Raw genomic sequence first — 25,769 nt, forward strand, 5'->3', positions numbered from 1 at the left:
CGCCGGTGAGGATAGCTTTATGATTCATAACCAAACAATGATTGATCAGCGGCCTGCCCCCAGCAACACCATAGGGCCCGTGGCTTGGCTGCGCACCAACCTGTTCAGCAGCCCGCTCAATACGCTGTTTACGCTGGTGGGGCTGTACGTTCTATATCTGCTTTTGGTGCCGACCATTCAGTGGGCGTTCATCAACGCCGACTGGGTAGGCACCACCCGGGATGACTGCTCGCGAGAGGGCGCCTGCTGGGTGTTCGTTAATGCGCGCTTTACGCAGTTTATCTACGGACTTTATCCGCGAGAGGAAATCTGGCGCGCCAATATTGTGTTTGGCGGCTTTTTTACCCTGATCGCCTGGCTTGCCATTCCGCGCCTGCCGTTCAAGCGCTGGGTGGCCGTGTTTGCCTTGGTGGGCTTTCCCATCGCGGCCTACGTACTGCTTCACGGCGGCTACTTTGACCTGCCACGCGTACCTACCCATCGCTGGGGCGGTTTGATGCTGACCCTGCTGCTGGCATCTGTAGGCATGATCGGCGCGCTGCCGATTGGCATCGTGCTGGCTCTGGGGCGGCGCTCTAACATGCCCATCGTGAAGAGCTTCTGCGTCATCTTCATCGAGTTCTGGCGCGGTGTGCCGTTGATTACCGTGCTGTTCATGGCCTCGGTGATGCTGCCGCTGTTTCTGCCCTCTGGTATTAGCGTTGACCGCCTGGTACGGGCGCTGATTGGCCTAACGCTGTTTCAAAGTGCCTACATGGCCGAGGTCATTCGTGGCGGTCTTCAGGCGATCCCCAAGGGCCAAGAGGAGGCCGCCGCGGCACTGGGCATGACCTACTGGAAGCGCATGGGCCTGATCGTTTTGCCCCAGGCGCTGAAGATGATGATTCCAGGCATCGTGAATACGTTTATCTCGCTATTTAAAGACACCACGCTGGTCATGATCATTGGGCTGTTTGACCTGCTGGGGATCGTGCAGGCGGCGCTTTCCGACTCCAACTGGCTGGGCTTTTCGCTGGAAGGCTACGTGTTTGCCGCGTTTGTGTTCTGGATTTTCTGTTTCAGCATGTCGCGCTATAGCCAGTATCTGGAACGCAAGTTGAACACCGGCCACAAGCGCTAACGCCGCTTTTTCAAGAATTTGAGCAGGATTTAATCATGACACAAGCAGCCACCAACCTCTCTGGCAACAGCATGTCTAAAAGCACGTCTGACCTAATGGTCGAAATGCGCGGCGTTAACAAGTGGTATGGCGACTTTCACGTACTGCGCGATATAGATTTCGAAGTAAAACGCGGCGAGCGGATCGTTATCTGTGGCCCGTCCGGTTCGGGTAAATCAACGCTGATTCGCTGCATTAATCACTTGGAAGAGCACCAGCAGGGCGATATCGTAGTCGGCGGGGTGCCGCTGACCCAAGACGTAAAACGTATTGAGCAGATACGCCGCAGCGTGGGTATGGTGTTTCAGCACTTCAACCTGTTCCCCCACCTGACAGTGCTGGAGAACTGCTGCATCGCGCCCATGTGGGTTCAAAAGAAGCCGCGCAGGGAGGCCGAAGAGCAGGCCATGCGCTACCTGGAGCGCGTACGCATCGCCGAGCAGGCTCAAAAGTACCCCGGCCAACTCTCCGGCGGCCAGCAACAGCGCGTGGCGATTGCCCGCTCGCTGTGCATGCACCCGGATGTGATGCTATTTGATGAGCCTACCTCGGCACTCGACCCGGAGATGATCAAAGAGGTGCTGGACGTCATGGTCGAGCTTGCCGAAGAGGGCATGACCATGCTCTGCGTGACCCACGAGATGGGCTTTGCCAAAACCGTCGCCGACCGAGTGATTTTCATGGATCAGGGGCAGATCATCGAAGAAAATGCGCCGGAGCCGCTCTTCAATAACCCGCAGTCCGAGCGCACCCAGCTGTTCCTGAGCCAGATCCTGGGGCACTAAGGCATACGGGGAGGCGCGATCTAAGGCGCGCCCACTTGGGTAATGCTGGCCGGTAACAGAGCAGGCTGCTCACGGTGTTGGGTGAGTGGCCTGTCTTGCAAGGCGGTCAGCAGTATCTGTAGCGGGTCGCCGTGACTAACGACCAGGATGGTTTCTCCCTCGCACTGCTGCTCCCGCTCCTCTATCACCGCCATCATGCGCGCAGCCACCGCGCTCACAGCCTCCACTTGGTGTGAAGTGTGGTCGGCATTCTGGGCATCCAGCGCCCACACATCCGGATAACGCTCGTCCGAGCCGCCCTCCAACTCACCGAAGGAACGCTCTCTAAGGCGCCTGTCGGCCGTCATCGTAAGCTTAAAGGCCTCGGCCACGCGGGCAGCCGTTTGGGTGGTGCGCAAAAAATCAGAATGCACCACCTGCGTTGGCACCGGCCAGGCCCATGCATGCACGGCGCTCGCCAGTTGCTGCTCGCCGATAGTGGAGAGTCCAAACGCTTCAACACCCCGCCCGGGACTACTGATAATCAACGCTTGCTGGTTTGCCTGGCTATGACCATGACGCATCAACAGGTAACGATTACGCCAATGGTAGGAGGCGGCAAGAAAAGTGTTTGACATAACTTTGTAACAAACCCTAGATTGAGAGTGTCGATTTTCGAAAAATAAATATTTTGATGGCTAAATGTACATTTTCGAAACACTTGACGCCTTTTGATCATGGCACAAAGTATATAAAAGAACATCATTAGCCTGCTGAGCAACTGCAAGAACACAAAAATAATTCATGAATGAGGCCCCTTATGACTTCCATGACGTTTTGCAAGCGTCCGCTTGCCCTACTGACCACAACTACGCTCTTGGCACTGCTTTCCAGTCATGCCTACGCCGAATGCGAACGCGGCGACCTTGATGCGCTTTACTGTGACGAAAACTCCGATATGGTCGCGGACCGTCCCGCCGATGAGGCGCAATGGCTAAATCCCGACACGCTTATCTTTGCCTATACCCCGGTGGAAGATCCAGCCATCTATTCCGATATATGGCAGCCCTTTATCGACCACCTGTCAGAGGTGACCGGCCGCGATGTGCGCTTCTTCGCCGTTCAGTCCAACGCGGCCCAAGTGGAGGCAATGCGCAGCGGGCGACTGCATATCGCGGGCTTTTCTACCGGTCCCACGCCCTTTGCAGTCAACCTGGCAGGGGCAGTTCCCTTTGCATTAATGGGCTCAGATAGCGGCCAGTTTGGCTATACCCTACAGCTTTTCACCCACGCAGACTCCGACATCCATGAACTGGAAGACCTGAAAGGTAAACGGGTTGCCCATACATCACCCACTTCTAATTCAGGCAATCTGGCGCCTCGGGCACTACTGCCTGAACTGGGTATAACACCTGACGAAGATTACGAAGTGGTCTACTCTGGCAGCCACGACCAATCCATGTTGGGCGTCGTGGCGCGCGATTACGACGCCGCCCCAGTGGCCTCGGAAGTGGTTGATCGAATGGCCGCGCGCGGGCTTTACGACACCGACGACGTCCGCATGATTTTTGAATCCGACCGCTTCCCCACCACCTCCTATAACTACGCCTACAATCTGCACCCGGACCTGGTCGAGAAGATCGAAGAGGCCTTCTTCAGCTTCGATTTTAAAGGCACAGAGCTTGGCGAAGAGTTTGAGGGTGTCGAGAAGTTCATTCCCATCAATTACAAGGATAACTGGCAGGTAATTCGCACCATCCAGGCTGCCAATGGCGTGAGCTATACGCCTGACAATCTGGAAGAGTAAAACGTACCGCGCCCGCGTGGCGCGGTTTGTTAGCTACCGATGGAAGCGAAAACATGCTGGAAATCAAGAATCTGGTCAAACGGTATGGCCGCGACAAAGCCGTGCTGGAAGGTCTCGACCTGAAGGTTGAGGGCAATAGCGTGGTATCGATTGTGGGCGCCTCCGGCGCCGGTAAAAGTACCATGCTGCGATGTATCAATCGCCTAGTGGAGCCGACCTCCGGCTCCATTACTCTCAACGGTACCGAGCTTGTGCATCTCAGGGGCGCTGACCTGCGCCGTGCGCGCCGCAAGATCGGCATGGTGTTTCAGGGCTTCAACCTGCTGGACCGCCTGACGGTAATGGAGAACGTGCTGGCTGGGCGGCTGGGCTACGTGAATCTCTATCAGGCAATTACCCGCCGCTACCCGCAGGCGGATATTGAGCGCGCATTTATGCTGATGGAGCGTGTGGGCATTGCCCACTACGCCAACAAGCGCGCCGATGAGCTTTCCGGTGGCGAGCGCCAGCGGGTAGGCGTGGTACGGGCGCTGATGCAGGAGCCCGACGTGTTGCTGGCCGACGAACCCACCGCCTCGCTTGACCCGCGCACCTCCGAGCAGATCATGATGCTACTGCAGAGCTTGGCAAGCGAGCTTTCACTGCCGGTGCTGATCAATATCCACAACGTGGCCCAGGCCAAAACCTACACAGAGCGCATTGTGGGTTTGCGCCACGGCAAGATGATTTTTGATGGCGTGCCAAGTGATTTCAATAAAGACGCGCTGGACGCCATTTACGGCGGCATCGAAGCACCGGACGATGCGATAAGCGACGCCCCATCAGAGGAGCGCGCCCATGACCCCGCCTGAGGCTTCATCCAGCACGCCGCGCACCTGGAAGAAACCGCCGTTCATTGCCAATCCTCTACTTCGCTACGGGCTGATCATCGTCGTGGCAGTGTATCTGGTGTGGGCATTTGGTTCGCTACCGTTCAACTGGGCGCGCATCTCTGAAGGATTGCCCCGCGCCGCACGTATCTTCAGCGGCGGCTTTCCACCCAACCTCGAGCGCTACGAACTTCTCCTGACCGGCTTCAAGGAGAGTTTTCAGATCGCCATTTTGGCCACGCTACTGGGCGTCTTCCTGTCGATCCCTTTTGCCGTGATGGCGGCGCGTAATATTGCGCCCATGCCGATCTACCTGATTGGCCGTGCAGTCATCATTATCTCGCGTAGCTTTCACCCGGTGATCGTGGCGATTCTGTTCGTTGCCGCCGTGGGGTTTGGCCCACTGGCGGGCATCTTGACGCTCACGCTCTACTCCATCGGCTTTGTCGGCAAGCTTCTGGCCGAGGAGATCGAGGAGATAGACTGGGGCCAAGTAGAGGCCATGCGCGCCGCTGGCGCCGGGTATCTGGCCACGCTCTTCTACGCCGTATTCCCGCAGATTCTACCGCGCCAGGTAGGGCTTTCCATGTACCAGCTGGACAGCAACCTGCGGGCGTCTGCCGTGGTGGGTATCGTGGGTGCCGGCGGCATTGGCGGCACGCTGATGAACGCCTTCGGGCGCTATGACTATGACTTCGCCTTTGCGATCCTGCTGGTCATCATCGCGGTCATTTTACTCAGTGAAGGTATCAGCGGCTGGGTGAGGAAAAAAATATGGTAGATCATGCACAGAAACTCGCCGACCACGTTTGGCAACGTTTTGATCGCAAGGAACGTCTTATTCGCTTTGCCGTGCTGCTCATCACTCTGATGGTGGTGGTATGGGCGGTTCGCGATATCGATATCTTCTGGCCCTGGGTGTGGGATGCGCCCAACCAGATTTCCGGGCTGGGCGCGCGCATGTGGCCCCCCAGCGCTGCCGGGCTTGGCAATATCGTAAATGCCCTGATCGAAACGGTACACATAGCCACGCTTGCCACCTTCCTGACCATTTTTCTGGCATTGCCGGTGGCCTATATCGCCGCACAGAATACTACGCCCAACCGGGCCTGCCTGTGGCTGGGGCGGTTCATTCTGGTTTCCAGCCGCTCGGTGAACACCATCATCTGGGCGCTCTTGTTCGTGGCGATCTTCGGCCCCGGCGTGCTGGCAGGCATTCTCGCCATTGTGTTTCGCTCTATCGGGTTTATCGGCAAGTTGATGGGCGAAGCAATCGAAGAAATCGATAAGCGACCGGTCGAAGCCATGGAAGCCACCGGCGCCTCCAAGGCCAAGGTAATTGTCTATGCCATCGTGCCCCAGGTGATGCCAGCGTTTTTCGCCATCGTGATCCTGCGCTGGGATATCAACATTCGCGAATCTACCGTGCTGGGACTGGTGGGCGCAGGCGGGATCGGCGTCATTCTGCAGGGTGCCATTGATACCTTTGCCTGGCCTACCGTGGCGACCATTCTGATCGCAATTATTGTGCTAGTGCTGATTGGTGAAGCAATAACCAGTCTCTTACGACGTAAAGTGCTCTAGTTTGACCGAATGCCAAACGCTTGCCATGGTTAATATATCCCTAACGGCATGGAGGACGTTGACTGATGACAACCTATATCGTGGTAGCGGATGCCGCTCGAGCACGCATTTTCACTCGTGACTTTCTTCATCTGAAGGAGAAAGAGAGCCTGGTTCATGCCGAAGGGCGCCTGCATGAGGGGGATCTGATTACAGACAGTGCAGGCGCGGATGTACATGAGTCCATGTCATCGAGTTCACGTTCGTCTGCCGAAGGGGGGACAGCGTTAAAACATGAGAACGAGCTGTTTGCCAAAGAGGTGGCTCAATGCCTTTATAATGCCCGCGTCAATAACAGTATGGAAAAACTGATTATCGTCGCACCGCCCAAATTCCTGGGCCTGCTGCGCGAAAAGCTTGATGCGCCAACCCAGAAACTGGTACTCCATACGCTCTCGAAAGATCTTAGCAAAGCATCACTTAACGACATCCAGGAAGCCGTTAGCGACATGCGGTAAATAATTTCTGGCAATGATGGGGTTTCTACTAAAGTAGTGGTCGCTTTCGCCGATAAGCTAATCACCCTTACTCCGTATGCAGCAGCGCATACGGTTGCTTATCGACAAAGAGAGCGATCATGTTTTCCTCCCTTCGTGTACGTATTCTTCTGGCCGCTCTTGCAGCGATCACCCTTGGCTTGATAATCAATGGCGTGGTCAACTACGCAACGGTAAAACATCACAACGATGAACAGATAGCACGTAACCTTAAAGCGGTGGTCAGCGGCAATGCCAAAGCCTTGAACGAGTGGTTTAACGCTCGACTGGATATGCTGGAAAGCATGGAAACAGCAGCCACCAGTAACGCCCCCGGCCCGGCACTTCGTCAGCTCCTTACTTCAGGTGGGTTTATTTCCACCTATATTGGCTACCCTGGGGCGGGAGAGATTACCTATGATAACGACTTTCAGCCCCCAAGCGGCTACGACGCACGAGAACGCCCTTGGTACAAAGCGGCAGTAAGCACACAAGAAGCGATTATTACCGCGCCCTATATTGACGCTCAAACTCGCGAGCTGGTGGTCACGTTCGCTCGCCCGTTCTACCTGAATGGTGAACTGACTGCCGTGGTAGGTGCTGATATTCCTATCAGCAACATCGTCGAGACAGTGACAGGCATTTCACCGACCCTTTCAAGCTTTGGCTTTCTCACCACCCACGATGGCACTCTGGTCGCCCACCCCGATGCTGACTTGATACTGACGCCTGTGTCAGCCATTAACGAACAGCTTACGGCAGGCTCCATCAATCAATTAATGGGCGCTACCACGCCTCTGCCTCTTGCCCTGCAAGGCGACAACAAGCTATTGCTAGGCCACGTGATTGGCGGTGAAAACGGCTGGCGCCTTATTGTCGCGTTGGACGAGTACGAAGCCACCGCAGGATTACGCGCCATTGCTACCTCTTCCCTTATTATCCTGGTGGTGGTCGCGATTATAACGGCGCTCGCCTTTGGCCTACTGCTGTCGCTGCTGCTGCGCCGCCTGTTGGGTGTGCGTAACGCCATGGACAATATCGCCTCTGGTGAGGGGGACCTGACCCAACGCCTGCCTGAAGAAGGCAACGATGAAGTCACCCAAATCGCCCACTCTTTCAATCGATTCGTCGCCAGAATGGATGAGGTGATGCTGACCATTCGCGATAGTAGTCAGTCGGTACAGACCGCCGCCAATGAAATTTCCATGGGCGGGCAGGACCTGTCTCGCCGCACCGATAATGCCGCATCCAGCCTGCAACAAAGCTCGGCATCTATTGAAGAGATTACCAGCACCATTGAACACACGGCAGAGGCTGCACAACAGGCCAACCAGCTTTCGATGAATGCCTCTGAAGTGGCCAACAAAGGCGGTCAAGTAGTTGATCAGGTAGTGGCCACCATGGGCGACATCTCGGCAGCGTCGCATAAAATCAGTGATATTGTGTCACTGATGGATGGCATTGCTTTCCAGACCAACTTGCTTGCCCTGAATGCCTCCGTTGAAGCAGCCCGTGCCGGTGAGCATGGCCGGGGCTTTGCGGTCGTGGCGGATGAGGTTCGTAAGCTTGCACAGCGCAGCAGCGATGCTTCCAACGACATCAAAACGCTGATCGATACCTCACACCAGACGGTCACCAACGGCACCGAACTTGTTCAAAGCGCCGGTGCCACCATGCGTGACATTGTGGAGAGTATTACCCGTGTCACCGATGTGCTGGGTGAGATTGGTGCCGCCACGCGCGAGCAGAGCGACGGCATCCATCAGGTTAATATCGCGGTGGCTGAGCTTGACCGCATGACCCAACAAAACGCCGCGATGGTGGAAGAGTCCACTACCGCCGCCGAGCATCTAAAAGAGCAGTCACTGCGCCTTTCCGATGTCGTTGGCGGTTTCACCCTATCAAACGGTTCAGCATCCCAACATGGCCGGCTTATACCGCCCTCTCCCACCCTCGCGTCACGCCATCGCTAATCACGGCATGGCTAGTCACGACATAACCAAGTGCTGAGGGCAATAAAAACCATGAATTTCAAGTCAGTCCGTACGTTAATTACCCTCCTGGTAGGCGGCTGTATCTTGCTGGTGGTGGCGGCATTGGCCGCCTACTCACTGGTTGCCAATGAGCGCTCTCAGGCGGTGGTAGAAGACCAGACCAAAGAGCTGCTTGAGCGCAATATCGAAGCACGCTTAACGGCGGTTGCCTCAGCGCAGGCTGAGCTTATCCAGGGCCAGTTTGAAAAAACCCTCAAGATTGCCGAAAACCTGGCCGCCACCAATGCCATGCTGGGACAGCGGGATAACAACGGCCGACCGGCACTGAACCTCAGCCGCCGCGAAATTTCGCTGCTGGTACGCCAAACGGTGATCACCAACCCCGAAATACTGGATGCCTATATCGGCTGGGAACCAAACGCCTTTGGTCTGGATGCGCGGTTTGCCGGGCGCGAGGGTCTTGGCTACGGTGACGATGGCCGTTTCCAACCCTGGTGGTATCGCACCGAGAACGGTGATTTAGCCGCGCTTCCTCTAGGAGAGACTATGGAGAGTGAGGCTATTCAGGCAAGCGGCGTGCGCAGCGGCGAGTACTATCTATGCCCGCGTGAAACGCTTGCCCCCTGTATCGTTGACCCGGCGCAGTTCGATTACGACGGCAAGCTCACGTTGGTCACCTCGTTCAATGCCCCTATCATCGTTGATGGAGAGTTTCGTGGCGTTGCAGGCGTTGATTATACGGTCGACTTTATTCAGTCGATACTTAACGAGGCCAACCAAACGCTATACAGCGGCGCGGGCGAAATAGCGCTTATCGCCTCGCAGGGAGGCGTCACGGCCTACACCAGCGATGCCTCCCTGGTTGGGAAATCTGCAAACGAAGCCTTTAATCCCTCCCTACAGACGCATATTCGCCGTGCTCAACAGGGCGACGTGGTCCGTAACGTTGACCAGGCGCAGGGGATGATCGAACTCTATTGGCCCTTTACCATCGGCGGTACTGAAGCGCCCTGGGTATTGATGCTTCGCTTACCCGAGCAAGCCGTGTTTGCTGGCTTAAACAACATGCAGGAGCAGATGCAAGAGCAACGCACGGCCTCCATGTTGAGCATGCTGGGCATGGGCCTTGTCATCGCGCTTCTGGGCTTGCTGGTCAGTTGGGTGTTGGGCAGCAGTATTTCTCGCCCGCTGCGAACCCTCGCCGAGCGTATGCGTGACATTGCCTCAGGCGATGGCGACTTAACCCAACGCCTACCAGTGCGTGGACGCAATGAAAGCGCCGAACTTGCCATTCAGTTCAACGCCTTTGCGGTCAAGATCCACGATGTACTGGTGGATGTACGCGCCAGCAGTGAATCCGTTCACCATGCCGCCAGTGAGATTACCCAGGGCGGCCAGGACCTTTCACGGCGCACCGACCAGGCCGCGGCCAGCTTGCAACAAACGTCCTCGGCCATGGAGCAGATCAGCAGCACCGTCGGACATACCTCCAGTGCGTCCCAGGAAGCCAGTGGGCTTTCTCAAACGGCCTCACAACTGGCCTCGCGGACCAACTCGGCGTTTGAGCAGGTGGTGGTCACCATGGATGACATTCGCACGACGTCGGCTGAAATTCAGGAAATTGTGACCGTGATTGACGGCATCGCCTTCCAGACCAACCTGCTGGCCTTGAACGCATCGGTAGAAGCAGCACGTGCGGGAGAACATGGCCGTGGGTTTGCGGTGGTGGCTGATGAAGTTCGCAAACTGGCGTCTCGCAGTAGCGACGCCGCCGCCGATATCCGCCAGCGCATTCATGCCTCAACGGGCAAGGTGGAAAGTGGCACCCAACTGGTCAAGGGTGCTGAAACGGCCATGCATGAGCTGGCGGAAAGCGTCACACGCGTCACCCAAATGCTGGCCGAGATAAGCACCGCAGCAAGCGAACAGAGCGATGGTATCAGTCAGGTCAGCATCGCGGTGACCGACCTGGACCAGATGACCCAGCAAAACGCGGCGCTGGTAGAAGAGTCCACCACGGCTGCCGAACAGCTCAAGGATCAGTCTGAACGGCTCTTCACTATTGTTGGGAGCTTCACCCTGGAGAACGATCCTGCCGCCCGTGGCGATCATCTGCTGCTTTCTCGACCCACTACGCCGAGTGGCTATTGATATAAAATGATGGATAACGCCCGTTTATAGGGCGTTTATTTCCCTACGCGCTACCGGCCAAGGCCATCTTGGCAGGCCGGTAGAACCTGGTTCACCAATCGGCTATGGGCCGACACTCCCTGTCTCACGTACTTCCGAAAGATACTCAACAGATCCACAGCCGACCTTCAAACATCCCTCAGCGACTCCCAGCGTATAACGGCCATATTTCAAGCGTCCCCGCTTAAAGAAGAGAGCGCGCACGCCGATAAATTAAATAACAGGATCATCAACGTGTCATACCGCATGGCTATAATGATAGCGGCGAGTTAAGGTGGCTTTTGCGCTGCTGTTTCTTACTATCAAGCGCTTATGCCGCAACGATGATCATGACAAGCACCAGCCAACAGACGAGCCCTCCATTTAAAGCAAAGCAGCCAACACCTTCGGCAGAAAAAATGATGAGTACCGCCGCGCTCTTGAAAACCATCTTTGAAAACGCCCCCCCCTGAAAATCGTCGTTCAAAGGCGCAGTTGAAAATCAGATGAAACGTCCCGGCGCGAGCAGCGACTATTTTTCACCTGATTTATCAATACGATACTAACCATTGAGAAACATAAAAAATGAACTTTAAATCCATTCGCACGTTAATTGCCACGCTGGTCAGCGGCTGTATTCTGCTGGTCGTAGCCGCATTAGTGATCTACTCCCTGATGGCGAATACACGCTCCGAAGCACTCGTGGAAAGCCAGACTAGGGAACTGCTCGAGCGCAATATCGATGCACGCCTCTCCGCTATCGCCTCCGCGCAAGCCGAAGAGATCAAGGGCCAGCTTCAGCATGCCCTGACACTGGCCACTAGTTTGGCGCATACCAACGCCATGCTGGGCCTGCCAGGCGAGAATGGTCGCCCATTGATGACCATGAGCCGTCAAGAGCTCTCCATGCTGGTGCGTCAAACGGTCGTCAACAATCCCTCTCTTCTAGATGCCTTCATTGGCTGGGAACCCAATGCTTTCGGTAACGATGCTTTTTATACAGGGCGAGAGGACCAGGGTTACGGTCCGGATGGCCGCTTTACGCCGTGGTGGTATCGCACGGATAGCGGCAGCATCGAAGTATTAGCGCTGGGTAGCGATATGGAGAACCATGAGCTTGGTGCAGACGGCATTCGGCGCGGTGAGTACTACCTGTGTACGAAAGAGACCCTGCGTAGCTGCATTGTCGACCCGCATTTGTACGATTACAACGGCGACATGTTGCTGGTTACCTCGTTTAACGCCCCCATTATTGTAGATGGTGAGTTTCGCGGCAGTGCGGGCGTCGACCTTTCAGTTGAATTCATCCAGGGGCTACTTGAAGAGGCCAACGAAACGCTTTACGACGGTGCGGGTGAAATGGCGTTAGTCGCCGCGCGAGGCGCGCTTGCTGCTCATACCAGTGCACCCGACTTACTGGGCAAGCGAGTAGAAGATGTTCTCGACCCTCAGCTTCAGGCCAGTATTGCTCAAGCCCAGCAGGGTGAAAGTGTGCGCAATATGAGTACCGAGAAGGGTATGACCGAACTTTACTGGCCTTTCACTATCGACGAAAGTGGCCAACCGTGGGTGTTGATGGTTCGACTACCTGAAAGTGCCGTTATGGCGGGCCTTCATGGCCTGCAAGACCAGCTTGGCGATCAAAGCCGAGCCTCCATGTGGGGCATGGTGTTGATGGGCCTTGTCATCGCGCTTCTGGGCTTGCTGGCCAGTTGGGTGTTGGGCAGCAGTATTTCTCGCCCGCTGCGAAACCTCGCCGAGCGCATGCGTGACATCGCCTCGGGCGATGGCGACTTAACCCAACGCCTACCAGTGCGTGGGCGCAATGAAAGCGCCGAACTTGCCATTCAGTTCAACGCCTTTGCGGTCAAGATTCACGATGTACTGGTGGATGTACGCGCCAGCAGTGAATCCGTTCACCATGCGGCCAGTGAGATTACCCAGGGCGGCCAGGACCTTTCACGGCGCACCGACCAGGCCGCGGCCAGCTTGCAACAAACGTCCTCGGCCATGGAGCAGATCAGCAGCACCGTCGGCCATACTTCCAGTGCGTCCCAGGAAGCCAGTGGGCTTTCTCAAACGGCCTCACAACTGGCCTCGCGGACCAACTCGGCGTTTGAGCAGGTGGTGGTCACCATGGATGACATTCGCACGACGTCGGCTGAAATTCAGGAAATTGTGACCGTGATTGACGGCATCGCCTTCCAGACCAACCTGCTGGCCTTGAACGCATCGGTAGAAGCAGCACGTGCAGGGGAACATGGCCGTGGGTTTGCGGTGGTGGCCGATGAAGTTCGCAAACTGGCGTCTCGCAGTAGCGACGCTGCCGCTGATATCCGCCAGCGCATTCATGCCTCAACGGGCAAGGTGGAAAGCGGCACCCAGCTGGTCAAGGGCGCTGAAACGGCCATGCATGAGTTGGCGGAAAGCGTCACACGCGTCACCCAAATGCTGGCCGAGATAAGCACCGCAGCAAGCGAACAGAGCGACGGTATCAGCCAGGTCAGCATCGCGGTGACCGACCTGGACCAGATGACCCAGCAAAACGCGGCGCTGGTAGAAGAGTCCACCACGGCTGCCGAGCAGCTCAAGGAGCAGTCTGAACGGCTCTCGGCACTCGTCGGTGGCTTTACGCTTGAAGCCAGCAACACTTCTTCTCGCCATCAGTTGCCGTCTCCACCCTCTTCGTCCGACTAACCCATCAAAGGCGGCGATAGGTTGCTATATCGCCGCCGTATTGGATGGATGCACGAAGCCTTCTCCCTTGTCTTCCTTATTAATGAGGCTCTACTCATGCTGTCGTCCCTGCGCTTGCGCATTCTGGTGATTACGTTGGTTGTGATCACTCTGGCCTTAACCATCAACGCTTTTGTCAACTATTCGACCCTACAAGCTCATAACGATGAGCAGGTCGCCCAACAGCTCGAATCCATCGCACAGGGTAACGCGCTGGCCATTGAGGAGTGGGTGACCGCCCGTGTAGCCATGCTGGAGGCAGCGCGCACGCCGGTGATGGATAACGACCCGCGCGCGCCGCTGGTGCAGCTAGCGGAATCTGGCGGGTTTCTGGCGGCGTTTTTTGGCCAGCCTGATGGCAGCCTTCTCTCGTCCGATGGTTGGATACCCGGTGATGATTACGACCCACGCGAGCGCGACTGGTACCAGACGGCGGTGACCCAGGATGACACTATCGTTTCGCTACCCTACGTGGATGCCAACAGCAATCAATTGGTCGTTACGTTCGCAACACCGGTCAAACGCGACGGCCGTCTTTACGGTGTCATCGGCGGTGATGTGGTGATTGATAATCTGGTTAGCCAGGTCAACGCTATTCAACCCACCCCCTCAAGCTTCGCTTTTCTAAGTAGCGGTGGCGAGACGGTGATTGCGCACCCTGATGCAGCGCTAACGCTTGAACCGCTAAGCCAAATCAGCAATGCCTTAACGCCTAGTACCCTTCAACGGCTGAGCGCTACCCGGGGCATCTGGGAGCCTATTGACGTTAGCAGCCAGACCAAACGCTTGTCTGCAACATCAATCGCCGGTACCGATTGGGAGCTAGGTGTCGCGCTTGATGAGTATGAAGCGACCTCTGGCCTGCGCGCCATTCTAAGCTCTTCGCTGATCACCCTGCTGGTCATCATCGCCGTGACGACGCTGCTGCTAAGCCTGTGGCTCAAACGCACCTTTTCTGGCCTTGAGCGGGCACGGGATGCACTGGACGATATTGCCAGCGGCGAAGGAGACCTGACCCGCCGACTGCCAGAACATGGGCGTGATGAAGTCGCCCAGATAAGTGGTGCCTTCAACCGTTTTGTCGGCAAAATGGAGGCTGTGTTGATCGATGTACGCACCAGCAGCGTATCGGTGCATCATGCAGCGAATGAAATCGCCATGGGTGGTCAGGACCTATCCCGCCGCACCGACAACACCGCGGCCAGCCTGCAGCAAACGTCGGCGTCTATTGAAGAGATCACCAGTACCGTACAGCACACCGCTGCCTCGGCTCAAGAAGCCAACAAGCTCTCGCAAACCGCCTCTGAAGTCGCTAATGAAGGCGGCCAAGTGGTCGCGAATGTAGTCACCACCATGGAAGATATTACCCAAGCGTCCGATAAAATCGGTGATATCGTTACGTTGATGAACAGCATTTCCTTCCAGACCAACCTGCTGGCGCTGAATGCCTCTGTGGAGGCCGCCCGAGCAGGCGAACATGGACGAGGTTTTGCAGTGGTCGCCGAGGAAGTACGCAAGCTTGCCAGGCGCAGCAGCGAAGCGGCCAACGATATTCAAAAACTGATTGAAGATTCACAAAGCAAAGTCAATAACGGCACTACGCTTGTTCGTAATGCGGGGACCACCATGAAGGATATTGTGGCCCACATCACGCGCGTCTCGGACGTACTGGAAGAGATACGAGCGGCCACCAGCGAGCAAAGCGACGGTATCAACCAGGTCAACATCGCGGTTGCCGAACTGGACCGCATGACCCAAGAGAACGCCGCTATGGTGGAGGAGTCCACCACCGCCGCCGAGCAGTTAAAAGAGCAGGCCGATCATTTAGCCACCACCATTGGCAGCTTTAAATTATCGCAGCACGCATCAGCGCCCCTGGCATTGCACTCGCCCAACGCGGTGACCGAGCATTGAGCACTTAAGGCACCGGCGGCAGCTCAATATCGTCACTGCGTTTAGCGCCTGCGGTCATTTCACGACACAGGCGCAGGAACTCACGCACGCCCGTGGTGAGGTATTTATGGCGGTGCCAGATAAAGGTGAACTGACGCTTTAGATCCAGCTCCGGCGTGGGAAGCGGTACCAGGCTTCCTCGCCGGAAGGCATCGCGTAGCGCTAGCCGCGAGACACAACCGATGCCAAGCCCCGACTCTACCGCCCGCTTAATCCCTTCCGTATGCTCCAGCTCCAGCAACGTATTAAACCGGCTGCGCCGGTGGCGTGCGGCGTGCTCTAGTGTCATGCGGGTGCCTGACCCCTCTTCACGCATGATCCAGTCTTCGCGCAGCAGCTGTTCAAGTTCGAGGTGCTCTTTTCCCGCCAGTGGGTGGCGCGGCGAGCAGAAAACACACAGCTCATCCTCAACCCAAGGCTGGCTGATGATCATTTCGTCATCGCACTGGCCTTCAATCAGGCCCAGATCCAGCGAGTGCTGGCGCACGCCCTCAATAATATGGCGCGTATTACGCACCGAAAGGCGCACCCGGCTGCCGGGGTAACGCTGCATAAAATCACTGATCAGAAGCGTTGCCAGGTAGTTGCCAATGGTTAGTGTGGCCCCCACGTCCAGCGCCCCAACGCCCTGCTGGCCACGAAGAAGCTCTTCGATCTCCTCGCCGCGATCAAGCAGTGCTACCGCCTTGGGCAGCAGTTGAAAGCCCAGCGCATTTAATTTTAACCGCTTTCCCATGCGGTCAAGCAGTTGGCAGTCGAACTGGCGCTCAAGCTCGGCAAGCGCCGTGCTGGTGGCCGATTGAGACATGGCCAGCGCACGCGCCGCTTGCGAGACGCTCTCGTGCTGAGCGACCGCGACAAAGACTTCCAATTGCCGGAGGGTATAGTGCATACAGGGCCTATATCGATTTTAAAGATAAGTGTTATCAATATAATTCGCTTAACAGATATACCACCTTTACTTAGAATTGATGACAACATATTTCATGATTTTTTATTCTTTTAAAGAATATAGATGCTGTGATTTCCTGCCAGCATCGCTATAGGGAGACATTGGTATGAGTAAGTTTGCTCTGGAAGAAGTTCTCAGCGTTCACCACTGGAACGATACCCTGTTTAGCTTCCGCACTACACGTGAGCGCAGCCTGCGCTTTAAAACCGGCCAGTTTGTCATGATCGGTCTGGAAGTGAACGGCAAACCGCTAATGCGTGCTTACTCCATCGCCAGCCCGAACTATGAAGATCACCTTGAGTTTTTCAGCATCAAGGTGCCCGATGGCCCGCTGACCTCACGCTTACAGCATCTGAAAGTAGGCGATCAAATCATGGTCAGCCGTAAGCCGACCGGTACGCTGGTGTGCGACGACCTGCTGCCGGGTCGCAACCTGTATATGCTCTCGACCGGAACGGGCCTTGCACCGTTTATGAGCCTGATTCAGGACCCGGAAGTCTATGAGCGCTATGAGAAAGTCGTGCTGGTACACGGCGTGCGTGAAGTGTCTGAGCTGGCCTACGCTGATTTTATTACCAAAGAGCTGCCTGCCCACGAGTATCTGGGCGAAGATATCACCAATAAGCTGGTCTATTACCCCACGGTAACCCGTGAAGAGTTCCATACCATGGGTCGCTTAACCGACCATATCCGCAGCGGTAAAATCTTCGAGGATACCGGCCTTCCGCCGATCGACCCGCGCCAGGACCGCGCCATGATTTGTGGCAGCCCCGCAATGCTGGATGACACCAGCGCGCTGCTGGATGAGCTGGGGTTGAATATCTCACCGCGCATGGGTGAGCCTGGTGACTACGTGATTGAGCGTGCGTTTGTTGAGAAGTGATGGATTGGCGAGGTGTGAATAGTCGAACCTGATCACTGCCCTCTCATACGTCACTCGCTGATAAAAAGCCCTGCGGAGATACTCCGCAGGGCTTTGATTCATGACTTACTACTTATCCCTCACGACTCACCCTTCACCCGCTTAAACCGCGTCTTTACCCGTTTCGCCGGTACGAATACGAATGACCTGCTCAAGCGGCATCACAAAGATTTTACCATCGCCGATTTTACCCGTGTTGGCGACTTGGGTAATCGCATCAATTACCTGCTCAACCATATCGTCATCGACAGCGACTTCCAGCTTCACTTTGGGCAGGAAATCCACCACGTACTCAGCTCCACGATAAAGCTCCGTGTGGCCCTTTTGACGACCAAACCCTTTTACTTCTGTGACAGTAATGCCCTGCACGCCGATATCGGAGAGCGATTCGCGTACGTCATCAAGCTTAAACGGCTTGATAATGGCTGAGATCAATTTCATTGCGACATCCTCTAGCTTGGTGGCCATTGTCTTGTCTATTGGGTGCGGCGAAAGCCAGCCACCTCTGGTGCTAAGCATACACCGCTACAGGCGGAGAATAAAAAGGCCTTCCTCGAAAGGAAGGCCATAAGGAGCACGCCAGCTCACTTGCTTAGTATTATGCTTATTTCTTAACGCTAAACTCAGGGTAGGCTTCAAGACCACATTCCGCGATATCCACGCCTTCATACTCTTCTTCTTCGCTCACCCGGATGCCCATGATGGCTTTCAGCACCAACCAGACCACCAGGCTTGTCAGGAATACCCAACCGAAGATACCGGCAATACCCATCATTTGAGCACTAAAGGACGCGCCATCATTGGTGATAGGCACCGCCAATACCCCCCAAATACCCGCCACGCCGTGAACGGAAATTGCACCGACCGGATCATCCAGCTTGAGCTTATCAAGCGATACAATCGCTACGACCACAATGGCACCGCCCACCGCACCGATAATGGTGGCACCTAATGCCGTTGGCGAGAGCGGGTCAGCGGTAATCGCCACCAGGCCTGCCAGCGCGCCGTTAAGCGCCATGGTCAGGTCCGCTTTACGGAACCACAGTTTGGCCAGGACCAGCGCGGCAATCACACCACCAGCGGCCGCCGCATTGGTATTGGCAAACACCTGGGCGACATTGTTGGCCGACTCGATATCCGAGACTTTTAGCTCAGAGCCACCGTTGAAACCGAACCAACCCATCCACAAAATGAACGTCCCCAGCGTTGCCAACGGCATGTTGGCACCGGGAATGGCATGGATAGCGCCATCTTTACCGTACTTGCCTTTACGCGGCCCCAGAATCAGCACGCCTGCCAGAGCAGCGGCAGCGCCTGCCATGTGAACAATACCCGAACCGGCATAATCCGAGTAACCCACGCTGCTCAGCCATCCGCCACCCCAGGTCCAGTAGCCAGAAACCGGATAGATAAAGGCGGTCATGACCACAGCGAAGGCCAAAAAGGCCCATAGTTTCATGCGCTCAGCGACCGCTCCGGAAACAATCGACATGGCAGTAGCCACAAAGACAACCTGGAAGAAGTAATCAGCGCGCATGGAGTAGTACGGCGCATCTTCGCCACCCGCCAGCACTGAATCGACGCTGTTCTCAGTACCCAGCAGAAAGCCCAGGCTTGGCAAGAAGCCGCCTTCGCCGCTGGAGTACATGAGGTGATACCCCACCAGCAGATACATGGTGCAGGCAATCGCAAACAGCGCGATGTTTTTCGTCAGAATTTCAGCGGTGTTTTTAGCGCGCACCATGCCTGCTTCAAGCATGGAGAAGCCTGCGGCCATCCACATGACCAATACACCGCACATCAAGAAGTAAAACGTGTCGAGCGCGTAGCTCAGATCAGCCAGTTCGTTCATTTGTTAGTTCCCCGTTGAACTACGAAGTAGCCCGGTAAGCCCCTGTTTAAACGGCATCAACGCCGCGTTCACCGGTACGAATTCGGATAACATCGTCGAGCGGCGTGACGAATACTTTGCCATCGCCGATTTTTCCACTGTTAGCGGCATTACAAATGGCATCCATCACGCTTTCCAGGCGCGCATCGTCAACCGCTACTTCTACTTTTACCTTGGGCAGAAAATCGACCACGTACTCAGCACCCCGGTAGAGCTCGGTATGCCCTTTCTGACGCCCAAAACCTTTTACCTCTGTCACGGTAATGCCCTGCACGCCGTTGTCGGCCAGTGCTTCGCGGACATCGTCAAGTTTGAATGGCTTAATGATGGCGGTGATGAGTTTCATCCCATATCTCTCCTGCTGGATAAGTCCTGCTAGATAGCTAGCGGCATTGCCGCTGAAAATGGCGATGCTCTACTAATGCGCATACCGTGCCATTAGCTAATTTCTTATTAATTTTTAGTGACTTAACAAAACATAAGGCGCTTTTACGCACACCCTAAGATCGCGAAAGGCGTAGGGCGCAACCGATTGCACCAAAAAAGAACCGACGCGAACGGTTGGCGCACCATGACTGGGCAACGAGATAAACGAATAAATGCACCAATGCCATACGCAATACATGCGTACTGGCGGCGGGTTGCGTATCCTTAAAATAGTGCCCACTTTTAAAGCATCATTATTTAAGGAGAGAACCATGACGCCCCAGGATCGTATTAGCCGTTTGGCACAACAGATTGGCGACCGCTTACAAAATGCGTCACAAGCGCCGGAAGATATTCAGAAAGGCGTTCAACAGGTGGTTCGTGGTGCCTTTGATCGGCTGGAGCTCGTATCGCGGGAAGACTTCGATATCCTGATGGACGTTCTACAGCGCACGCGTTCGCGGGTAGAAGCCCTGGAGAGGCAAGTAGCGCAGTTGGAAGCTACGATGGAAGCGAGTCAGCCTGAGAAGCACCTACCAGTCGCCACTAAGGCCACTGAAAGCGCTCAGCCCAACGCCGATACGGATGCGCCCGCTGCCCCAAAACCGGCTGCCAGCAGCACACTGAACGACGATAAGAAAAGCGATACGTAAGCACAGTGCTGGTAACGCCTGCCGCCACCAAAATGAGAACACCTATCATTGCGTTTTAATCTACTGATGGTAGGATCACGATGATTTACGCGTTCTCTGGATAACCCACGAACCGCTCCTCTTTTCAAGCGTCGCTCTTTTGGGCGGCGTTTTCTCGCTGGGTTGATCACTGGATTACCAAGCCGCAGGGCCCCTATTGATGCCAACCTTTACGTCGTTAACGCCATCGACACTTAGCCAACTGGGCCAAACGTTCGGTATTGATTACCTGTATGCCGGTAAGGGAATTGACGACCCGATTGCCCAAGGCAGCGTGAGTGATTTGCCGCTTTCTTCTGCGCTGCATCTCACCCTCTCCGACCTTGAAGTACGCCAACGCTACGCCTCACGTTCCACACAGACGATACCCTGGTTTCTAAGCGTTGTTATAGAGGGCTGGATTGACATTACCCAAGGCCAGAAGCGGCTAACCATCGGCGCGGGGCAGGGGTTCTGCGTTCACTTTACCCCCCAGGCACCGCTGATTGTTGAACAGCCGGCGCAGCCACAGCTGCGTACTCTCAATATTGCGGTACTGGCCACGATTCCTAACGCGTTGCCTAGCGCGCAAGCACCACAGCTGCATGCCTGGGCGCCACCTTCCACACTTTTTGCTCAACTAAGCGCGACCTGCGAGACGCCACTGGATCACTGGCGGCATTCATTAGTTTGGCAAGGGCTTGCCCTACAGCTTCTTGGGCACGGCTTACCCACGCCGCCTGCCAGGGAGCCTCAATCGGCACGAGGCATGAAGGCCCGTGAACGTGAACAGCTTGCTCAATTGCATACAGAGCTAAGTAATAACCCAATGACCGATTACTGCCTAAGCGACCTGGCTCGTCGCGCAGCGATGAGCCCCAGCAGCTTGCGGCAGAAATTTAGCGCACTTTACGGTTGCTCAATTTTTGATCATCTACGCCAGTGTCGGCTTCAACAAGCCTATAGCTATCTGGAAAAAGGCTATAGCGTTCAACAGACAGCACATACTTGCGGCTACCGTCATGCCACCAATTTTACGACAGCCTTTAAGCGCCTCTTCGGTATCGCGCCCACAGAAGTAATCGGCAAGGCCAGAGCATAAGATGCGCGCCACCAACGCTGGCGTTACGCATAGCTGATTTAGCATATGGCATAGCTCAACAGGCCCTTAAAAAGCAATAATTCTCATTATTACAAACAGTAGAGACTTATTGTCATGTTTATGTGCCCACACCGCTTTTACTATCGTCAACTTGCATTATCCATTGCCTTGGCAGGGGGCTCGGTAACTGTTGCCTATGCCCAACCATCACCGGATGATGCCCAGCAGTTAACGACGGTCACCGTCACTGCTCAGCAGGCGGCTACCAAAGTCGAAACGCCCTTTATCGAGACCCCGCAAAGTGTGTCAACCATTACTCAGCAGCAGATGGAAGAGCGTGGCGTAACGACCGTCCAGCGCGCAACCGACTACACGCCAGGCGTTTACTCCAATCAGGTGGGCGCTTCAAACCGCTTCGACTATTTAGTGTTGCGCGGTTTTTCCGATGGCAGCTTAAGCAACACGTTTCTGGATGGCCTGAAAGTGATGGGCGATGCTAACTCCCACAGTTCGATGCGTATCGACCCTTGGTTTTTGGAAAGCATCGAAGTCGTTCGCGGGCCTGCCTCCGTGCTCTATGGCCGCGCCTCTCCGGGCGGCATGGTAGCGCTGAACAGCAAGCGTCCTGAGTTTGAGCAAGGCGGCGAGCTGCGCTTGCAAGTGGGCAACAATAACCAGCGTAGCGCCGCGTTCGACCTAACCGGGCCGATTGACGAGCAGCAGCGCATAGCATTTCGCTTAACGGGTATCGCCAGCGGTGCGGACACCCAGTTCGGGCCCGCCGAAGAGCAGCGCTTTGCCATTGCCCCACGCCTGACATGGGACATGACCGACGACACCAGCCTGACGGTTGAAGCCTACCTGCAGGATGAACCGAAAGGCGGTTATCACTCCGGCGTACCTTATGAAGGTGCCGTAATACCCCGCAACGGGCGTAAAATCAGCAATAATTTCTTTGACGGCGAAGAAGATTACGACGCCTACGAGCGCACCCAGCGTATGTTCGGCTACTCGCTTGAGCACCGCTTTAATGACCGGGTCACTGGCCGTCAGATGCTGCGTTACCTGAATTCGGACGTAGTACTTAATCAGGTATATGGCTTTGGCTGGACATCGCCCGCTTCCAACGAATTAACCCGCTATTACTCCGGCAGCGACGAGTCCCTTGAAGCATGGACCATCGATAATCAGCTTGAAGCTCGATTTGATAACGGTGCTATGGCGCATACACTGCTCTTTGGCGTGGACTATCAGCAGCGCGAAAACAACGTGTCATGGCCTTCCGGTGCCTTCCAGCCCATTAACGCCTTTGAGCCCGTTTATGGCAGTGATCCCGTCGCATTTTATGCTCCTACTCGGGAACAACATAACATTGAACAGACCGGTGTTTATCTACAGGACCAAATTGCACTCAACAACTGGCGCTTCACGCTGGGCGGACGCTATGACTGGGTGAGCATTGATAACACGAACAAGGATACCGACGATTCAAGCTCGCTAAACGATACTCAACTTAGCGGCCGTGCGGGCGTGGTGTATCTATTCGATAACGGCGTAGCGCCTTACTTGAGTTACTCCACCGCGTTTACTCCCACAAGCTTTGTGGATGAAAGCGGCGATTTGCTCTCGCCCATGGAAGGCGAGCAGTGGGAAACCGGGGTGAAGTATCAACCCAGCGGTAGCGCCAACCAGTACAGCGCGGCCATTTTCCATATCAGTCAGGAAAACGTAGCCACCAAAGAGCAGCCCTCTGACCCTTACCGCGCCGTGGGCGAAATTGAATCCCAAGGACTTGAATTGGAGGCCCAGACCCAACTGACCGAAACGCTCTCGCTTCAAGCAGGCTATAGCTTTACCGATATTACCTACGCTAAAAGTGACGACGGCAACCAGGGCAACAACGCGATTTACTCGCCCCGGCACCAGCTACAGGCATGGGGACATTATGAAGCAAACAGCGGCTGGCTAAACGGCGTGGATGTAGGTGTTGGTGTGAGGCATTACGCGGATATCGCCGCAGACCGCGCAAACACCGAAACCGTACCCGACTACACGCTGGTCGATGCCACCATCGGCTACGACCTCAGCCATGTGGGCGTTAACGGCGTCGAAACCCGCCTTAACGTCAACAACGTACTGGATAAATCCTACGTAGCGTCATGCAACTCACTAGATTACTGCTACTTTGGCGCTGAGCGCGGGATTACAGCAAGCGTTCACTACCGTTTCTAAACACTTAAGAGAGCCGCTGAGCCCCGTCACCCTGTTTAACCACACGTCGTCGGGGTTTAGCTAACGACAAGCTTGCACGGCGTTGCAAGCAAGAAAGATTATCGTTTAAATACAGCTCTTCTTTCAAAATGGCTCTTCCTCATGCGCCGTACCGTGACGCTTTCTTTCGCCCGAGCCGCGCTTCTGCTCACCAGCCTGCTAGCGTTTACCAGCGCCCATGCCCAGTTTGCCACGGTGGATTGGACCATTGCCGAGACGTTGGTGGCTATCGACGCGCCGATCAGCGGCGTGGCCCAACAGAAGGACTACTACGACTGGGTCGGCGAGCCGCGACTTCCAGAAGGTGTGACCGACCTTGGGCTGCGCACCCAGCCCAATTTTGAATTGTTGGCCCAGCTGGCTCCCGAGCAGATATTGATCTCGCCGATGTTTGCTGCACTCACGCCTCGTTTGGAGCGCATCGCACCGGTAACCTCCATTCCGCTTTACTCCCCCGGTGCCGATACCTGGCAGGAAATCCAGGCATTAACGCGCCAACTGGGTGAGCTCACCGAGCGACAGCCCCAGGCAGAACAATTAATTGCCGACACACAGACGCTAATGGCATCACTACGTGAAGCGCAACCTGACACCGCACCGCTATTGATGGTGCAGTTTATGGATGCACGCCATGTGCGGATCTTCGGGGATAACAGCCTTTACAATGCGGTGCTTGAGCAGCTTGGCCTGGACAATGCCTGGGACCAACCCACCAACGCCTGGGGTTTCACCTTAACGGGTATCGAAGTGCTTGCCCACTATTCAGAGGCGACGCTGGTAATTATTGACCCGTTGCCCACCGGCGTAGAAGAAGCGCTGGCAGAAAGCGGCCTGTGGCAACAGATACCCATTGTGCAAAGCGGCAACCTTTTGCGCCTGCCACCGGTGTGGAGCTTTGGCGCACTGCCCTCGGCCCAGCGCTTTGCTCGCGTGTTGACTGCCGGCCTGGACGACTTTTCACGCCACCAGCCATCCCCCCGTTAGAAATAATGCACGCCCTTCGCGCGATATTCTCGCCAGGATCGTAACGCTGAAAGCCCTGCCTGCTATCAAAGTTTTCTTAGTTGCGTTAAGTTAACCGCTAGCGCCAAGTAAAATTAGGCAACTAGCGAGGAAGCACAATGACCTTAGCGATTGTGGCCACGCGTGCGGGCGTGGGCCTGGATGCGCCAGCCGTCCATGTAGAAGTACATCTTGCCAACGGCTTGCCGGGGCTTACGCTGGTAGGGTTACCCGAAACGGCGGTAAAAGAGAGCCGCGAGCGGGTGCGCAGCGCATTGGTTAATGCCGGGTTTGATTTCCCCAACACCCGGCGGATTACGCTGAACCTGGCGCCTGCGGACCTTCCCAAGGAGGGCGGCCGGTTCGATTTGCCCATCGCACTCGGCATTCTTGCGGCCTCCGGCCAGATTCCAGTAGACGCGCTAGAAGGTATGGAGTGTGCGGGCGAACTGGCACTGGACGGCAAGCTACGCGCCGTACCCGGTATGCTTCCTTTTGCCCTGGCAGCGCGCCGGGCCGGGAACGCTCTGATCATCCCTCGCGCCTGCGCCGATGAGGCCGCGCTGGCCGGTGACTTGCCGGTACTGCCAGCGGATACGCTTTGGCAGGTCGTTGCTCACCTACTCGGGCAGGAGAAAATCTCGCCCCACCGCCTGCCCGCCTCAGTAAAAACCACCACGCCAATGGCCGATTTAGCCGATGTACGCGGCCAGCAACAGGCGCGTCGCGCGCTGGAAATCGCCGCTGCGGGAGGCCACAATTTACTGTTCGCAGGCCCGCCCGGCACGGGTAAAACCATGCTGGCTAGCCGCTTGCCGGGCATTCTACCCCCGCTTTCTGAAGAAGATGCCCTGGCGGTCGCCGCCGTGCGCTCGGTGTGTGGGCTGTCGCTGGATGCCGACTGGGGAAAGCGCCCGTTTCGGCAACCGCACCACAGTGCCAGTGCCGCCGCGCTGGTGGGCGGCGGCTGTGAATTACATTA

The 25,769-nt window shown here is 55.9% G+C and carries 21 protein-coding genes and 1 pseudogene; 17 read left to right on the forward strand and 5 right to left on the reverse strand.

What is annotated here, in order from left to right; translation table 11 throughout:
- Positions 1-19 precede the first annotated feature (19 nt).
- On the forward strand, positions 20-1,120 hold the full coding sequence (locus INT20_RS13965; RefSeq protein ID WP_193057134.1) for an amino acid ABC transporter permease: 1,101 nt from the start codon (positions 20-22) through the stop codon (positions 1,118-1,120).
- Between the two features lie 95 nt (positions 1,121-1,215).
- The gene (locus INT20_RS13970; RefSeq protein WP_193054108.1) at positions 1,216-1,944 is read left to right on the forward strand and encodes an amino acid ABC transporter ATP-binding protein; all 729 of its coding nucleotides are present in this window, start codon (positions 1,216-1,218) and stop codon (positions 1,942-1,944) included.
- A gap of 20 nt (positions 1,945-1,964) precedes the next feature.
- On the opposite strand, the gene INT20_RS13975 is transcribed toward INT20_RS13970, so the two are convergent.
- Complete coding sequence (locus tag INT20_RS13975; protein WP_193054096.1) at positions 1,965-2,561, reverse strand: histidine phosphatase family protein; 597 nt, start codon at positions 2,559-2,561, stop codon at positions 1,965-1,967.
- Between the two features lie 182 nt (positions 2,562-2,743).
- Here INT20_RS13975 and phnD point away from each other — a divergent pair, with 182 nt between their 5' ends.
- The 9 genes from phnD (at position 2,744) to INT20_RS14020 (ending at position 15,511) form a co-directional block, all read left to right on the forward strand.
- Positions 2,744-3,730 (forward strand): phosphate/phosphite/phosphonate ABC transporter substrate-binding protein, encoded by a 987-nt coding sequence (gene phnD / locus INT20_RS13980; protein WP_172116907.1) that lies wholly within the window; start codon positions 2,744-2,746, stop codon positions 3,728-3,730.
- Positions 3,731-3,783: 53 nt separating this feature from the next.
- Complete coding sequence (gene phnC / locus INT20_RS13985; protein WP_172116906.1) at positions 3,784-4,581, forward strand: phosphonate ABC transporter ATP-binding protein; 798 nt, start codon at positions 3,784-3,786, stop codon at positions 4,579-4,581.
- Entirely contained in the window at positions 4,568-5,380 is an 813-nt protein-coding gene (gene phnE, locus INT20_RS13990; RefSeq protein WP_193054097.1) for a phosphonate ABC transporter, permease protein PhnE, read from the forward strand. The genes phnC and phnE (INT20_RS13990) overlap by 14 nt, the downstream gene beginning before the upstream one ends.
- Positions 5,374-6,183, forward strand: a complete 810-nt coding sequence (phnE, locus tag INT20_RS13995; RefSeq protein ID WP_172116904.1) for a phosphonate ABC transporter, permease protein PhnE — start codon at positions 5,374-5,376, stop codon at positions 6,181-6,183. Before phnE (INT20_RS13990) ends, phnE (INT20_RS13995) begins: the two co-directional genes overlap by 7 nt.
- Positions 6,184-6,248: 65 nt before the next feature.
- On the forward strand, positions 6,249-6,680 hold the full coding sequence (locus tag INT20_RS14000; protein WP_172116903.1) for a host attachment protein: 432 nt from the start codon (positions 6,249-6,251) through the stop codon (positions 6,678-6,680).
- 119 nt (positions 6,681-6,799) lie between these two features.
- Positions 6,800-8,671: a methyl-accepting chemotaxis protein gene (locus INT20_RS14005; protein ID WP_193057135.1), complete on the forward strand. Its 1,872-nt coding sequence runs from the start codon at positions 6,800-6,802 to the stop codon at positions 8,669-8,671.
- 51 nt (positions 8,672-8,722) lie between these two features.
- Positions 8,723-10,843 carry a methyl-accepting chemotaxis protein gene (locus INT20_RS14010; RefSeq protein ID WP_193057136.1) on the forward strand — a complete coding sequence of 707 codons (2,121 nt, stop codon included), beginning with the start codon at positions 8,723-8,725 and terminating at the stop codon, positions 10,841-10,843.
- A gap of 603 nt (positions 10,844-11,446) precedes the next feature.
- The gene (locus INT20_RS14015; protein WP_193057137.1) at positions 11,447-13,558 is read left to right on the forward strand and encodes a methyl-accepting chemotaxis protein; all 2,112 of its coding nucleotides are present in this window, start codon (positions 11,447-11,449) and stop codon (positions 13,556-13,558) included.
- A 96-nt stretch (positions 13,559-13,654) separates the two neighbouring features.
- A complete protein-coding gene (locus INT20_RS14020) occupies positions 13,655-15,511 on the forward strand; it encodes a methyl-accepting chemotaxis protein (protein ID WP_193057138.1) in 1,857 nt (618 codons plus the stop codon).
- A gap of 4 nt (positions 15,512-15,515) precedes the next feature.
- Here the strand turns inward: INT20_RS14020 and INT20_RS14025 are convergent, their stop codons facing one another.
- The gene (locus INT20_RS14025; protein WP_087110560.1) at positions 15,516-16,442 is read right to left on the reverse strand and encodes a LysR family transcriptional regulator; all 927 of its coding nucleotides are present in this window, start codon (positions 16,440-16,442) and stop codon (positions 15,516-15,518) included.
- Between the two features lie 166 nt (positions 16,443-16,608).
- On the opposite strand from INT20_RS14025, the gene INT20_RS14030 reads away from it, so the two are divergent.
- The gene (locus INT20_RS14030) at positions 16,609-17,385 is read left to right on the forward strand and encodes a ferredoxin--NADP reductase (protein ID WP_087110558.1); all 777 of its coding nucleotides are present in this window, start codon (positions 16,609-16,611) and stop codon (positions 17,383-17,385) included.
- Between the two features lie 141 nt (positions 17,386-17,526).
- On the opposite strand, the gene glnK is transcribed toward INT20_RS14030, so the two are convergent.
- From glnK to INT20_RS14045, 3 genes are all read right to left on the reverse strand, one after another.
- Positions 17,527-17,865: a P-II family nitrogen regulator gene (gene glnK / locus INT20_RS14035; RefSeq protein WP_027337179.1), complete on the reverse strand. Its 339-nt coding sequence runs from the start codon at positions 17,863-17,865 to the stop codon at positions 17,527-17,529.
- Between the two features lie 163 nt (positions 17,866-18,028).
- Positions 18,029-19,276 (reverse strand): ammonium transporter, encoded by a 1,248-nt coding sequence (locus INT20_RS14040; RefSeq protein ID WP_193057139.1) that lies wholly within the window; start codon positions 19,274-19,276, stop codon positions 18,029-18,031.
- Positions 19,277-19,322: 46 nt separating this feature from the next.
- Positions 19,323-19,661, reverse strand: a complete 339-nt coding sequence (locus INT20_RS14045; RefSeq protein ID WP_172116897.1) for a P-II family nitrogen regulator — start codon at positions 19,659-19,661, stop codon at positions 19,323-19,325.
- 352 nt (positions 19,662-20,013) lie between these two features.
- On the opposite strand from INT20_RS14045, the gene INT20_RS14050 reads away from it, so the two are divergent.
- The 5 genes and pseudogenes from INT20_RS14050 to INT20_RS14070 form a co-directional block, all read left to right on the forward strand.
- Complete coding sequence (locus INT20_RS14050) at positions 20,014-20,394, forward strand: accessory factor UbiK family protein (protein ID WP_172116896.1); 381 nt, start codon at positions 20,014-20,016, stop codon at positions 20,392-20,394.
- A gap of 199 nt (positions 20,395-20,593) precedes the next feature.
- A complete protein-coding gene (locus INT20_RS14055; RefSeq protein ID WP_192527781.1) occupies positions 20,594-21,514 on the forward strand; it encodes a helix-turn-helix transcriptional regulator in 921 nt (306 codons plus the stop codon).
- 114 nt (positions 21,515-21,628) lie between these two features.
- Entirely contained in the window at positions 21,629-23,746 is a 2,118-nt protein-coding gene (locus tag INT20_RS14060) for a TonB-dependent siderophore receptor (protein ID WP_407647904.1), read from the forward strand.
- Positions 23,747-23,887: 141 nt separating this feature from the next.
- Entirely contained in the window at positions 23,888-24,769 is an 882-nt protein-coding gene (locus tag INT20_RS14065; protein WP_193057140.1) for an ABC transporter substrate-binding protein, read from the forward strand.
- A 137-nt stretch (positions 24,770-24,906) separates the two neighbouring features.
- Positions 24,907-25,755 (forward strand): annotated as a pseudogene (locus INT20_RS14070) (YifB family Mg chelatase-like AAA ATPase); the annotation flags it as partial.
- Positions 25,756-25,769 lie beyond the last annotated feature (14 nt).

It is taken from the genome of Halomonas citrativorans, from assembly GCF_014898005.1.
GTDB lineage: Bacteria > Pseudomonadota > Gammaproteobacteria > Pseudomonadales > Halomonadaceae > Vreelandella > Vreelandella citrativorans.

Excerpts from the sequence above, each read along its gene's own strand:
- INT20_RS14015 (WP_193057137.1), top strand. The coding sequence starts at position 11,447 with ATGAACTTTAAATCCATTCGCACGTTAATTGCCACGCTGGTCAGCGGC.
- INT20_RS14040 (WP_193057139.1), bottom strand. The coding sequence starts at position 19,276 with ATGAACGAACTGGCTGATCTGAGCTACGCGCTCGACACGTTTTACTTC.
- INT20_RS14050 (WP_172116896.1), top strand. The coding sequence starts at position 20,014 with ATGACGCCCCAGGATCGTATTAGCCGTTTGGCACAACAGATTGGCGAC.
- INT20_RS13970 (WP_193054108.1), top strand. The coding sequence starts at position 1,216 with ATGGTCGAAATGCGCGGCGTTAACAAGTGGTATGGCGACTTTCACGTA.
- INT20_RS14000 (WP_172116903.1), top strand. The coding sequence starts at position 6,249 with ATGACAACCTATATCGTGGTAGCGGATGCCGCTCGAGCACGCATTTTC.
- INT20_RS14060 (WP_407647904.1), top strand. The coding sequence starts at position 21,629 with ATGTTTATGTGCCCACACCGCTTTTACTATCGTCAACTTGCATTATCC.
- INT20_RS14005 (WP_193057135.1), top strand. The coding sequence starts at position 6,800 with ATGTTTTCCTCCCTTCGTGTACGTATTCTTCTGGCCGCTCTTGCAGCG.
- INT20_RS13975 (WP_193054096.1), bottom strand. The coding sequence starts at position 2,561 with ATGTCAAACACTTTTCTTGCCGCCTCCTACCATTGGCGTAATCGTTAC.
- INT20_RS14065 (WP_193057140.1), top strand. The coding sequence starts at position 23,888 with ATGCGCCGTACCGTGACGCTTTCTTTCGCCCGAGCCGCGCTTCTGCTC.
- glnK (WP_027337179.1), bottom strand. The coding sequence starts at position 17,865 with ATGAAATTGATCTCAGCCATTATCAAGCCGTTTAAGCTTGATGACGTA.
- INT20_RS13965 (WP_193057134.1), top strand. The coding sequence starts at position 20 with ATGATTCATAACCAAACAATGATTGATCAGCGGCCTGCCCCCAGCAAC.
- phnE (WP_172116904.1), top strand. The coding sequence starts at position 5,374 with ATGGTAGATCATGCACAGAAACTCGCCGACCACGTTTGGCAACGTTTT.
- phnE (WP_193054097.1), top strand. The coding sequence starts at position 4,568 with ATGACCCCGCCTGAGGCTTCATCCAGCACGCCGCGCACCTGGAAGAAA.
- INT20_RS14055 (WP_192527781.1), top strand. The coding sequence starts at position 20,594 with ATGCCAACCTTTACGTCGTTAACGCCATCGACACTTAGCCAACTGGGC.
- INT20_RS14020 (WP_193057138.1), top strand. The coding sequence starts at position 13,655 with ATGCTGTCGTCCCTGCGCTTGCGCATTCTGGTGATTACGTTGGTTGTG.
- phnD (WP_172116907.1), top strand. The coding sequence starts at position 2,744 with ATGACTTCCATGACGTTTTGCAAGCGTCCGCTTGCCCTACTGACCACA.
- INT20_RS14025 (WP_087110560.1), bottom strand. The coding sequence starts at position 16,442 with ATGCACTATACCCTCCGGCAATTGGAAGTCTTTGTCGCGGTCGCTCAG.
- phnC (WP_172116906.1), top strand. The coding sequence starts at position 3,784 with ATGCTGGAAATCAAGAATCTGGTCAAACGGTATGGCCGCGACAAAGCC.
- INT20_RS14010 (WP_193057136.1), top strand. The coding sequence starts at position 8,723 with ATGAATTTCAAGTCAGTCCGTACGTTAATTACCCTCCTGGTAGGCGGC.
- INT20_RS14045 (WP_172116897.1), bottom strand. The coding sequence starts at position 19,661 with ATGAAACTCATCACCGCCATCATTAAGCCATTCAAACTTGACGATGTC.
- INT20_RS14030 (WP_087110558.1), top strand. The coding sequence starts at position 16,609 with ATGAGTAAGTTTGCTCTGGAAGAAGTTCTCAGCGTTCACCACTGGAAC.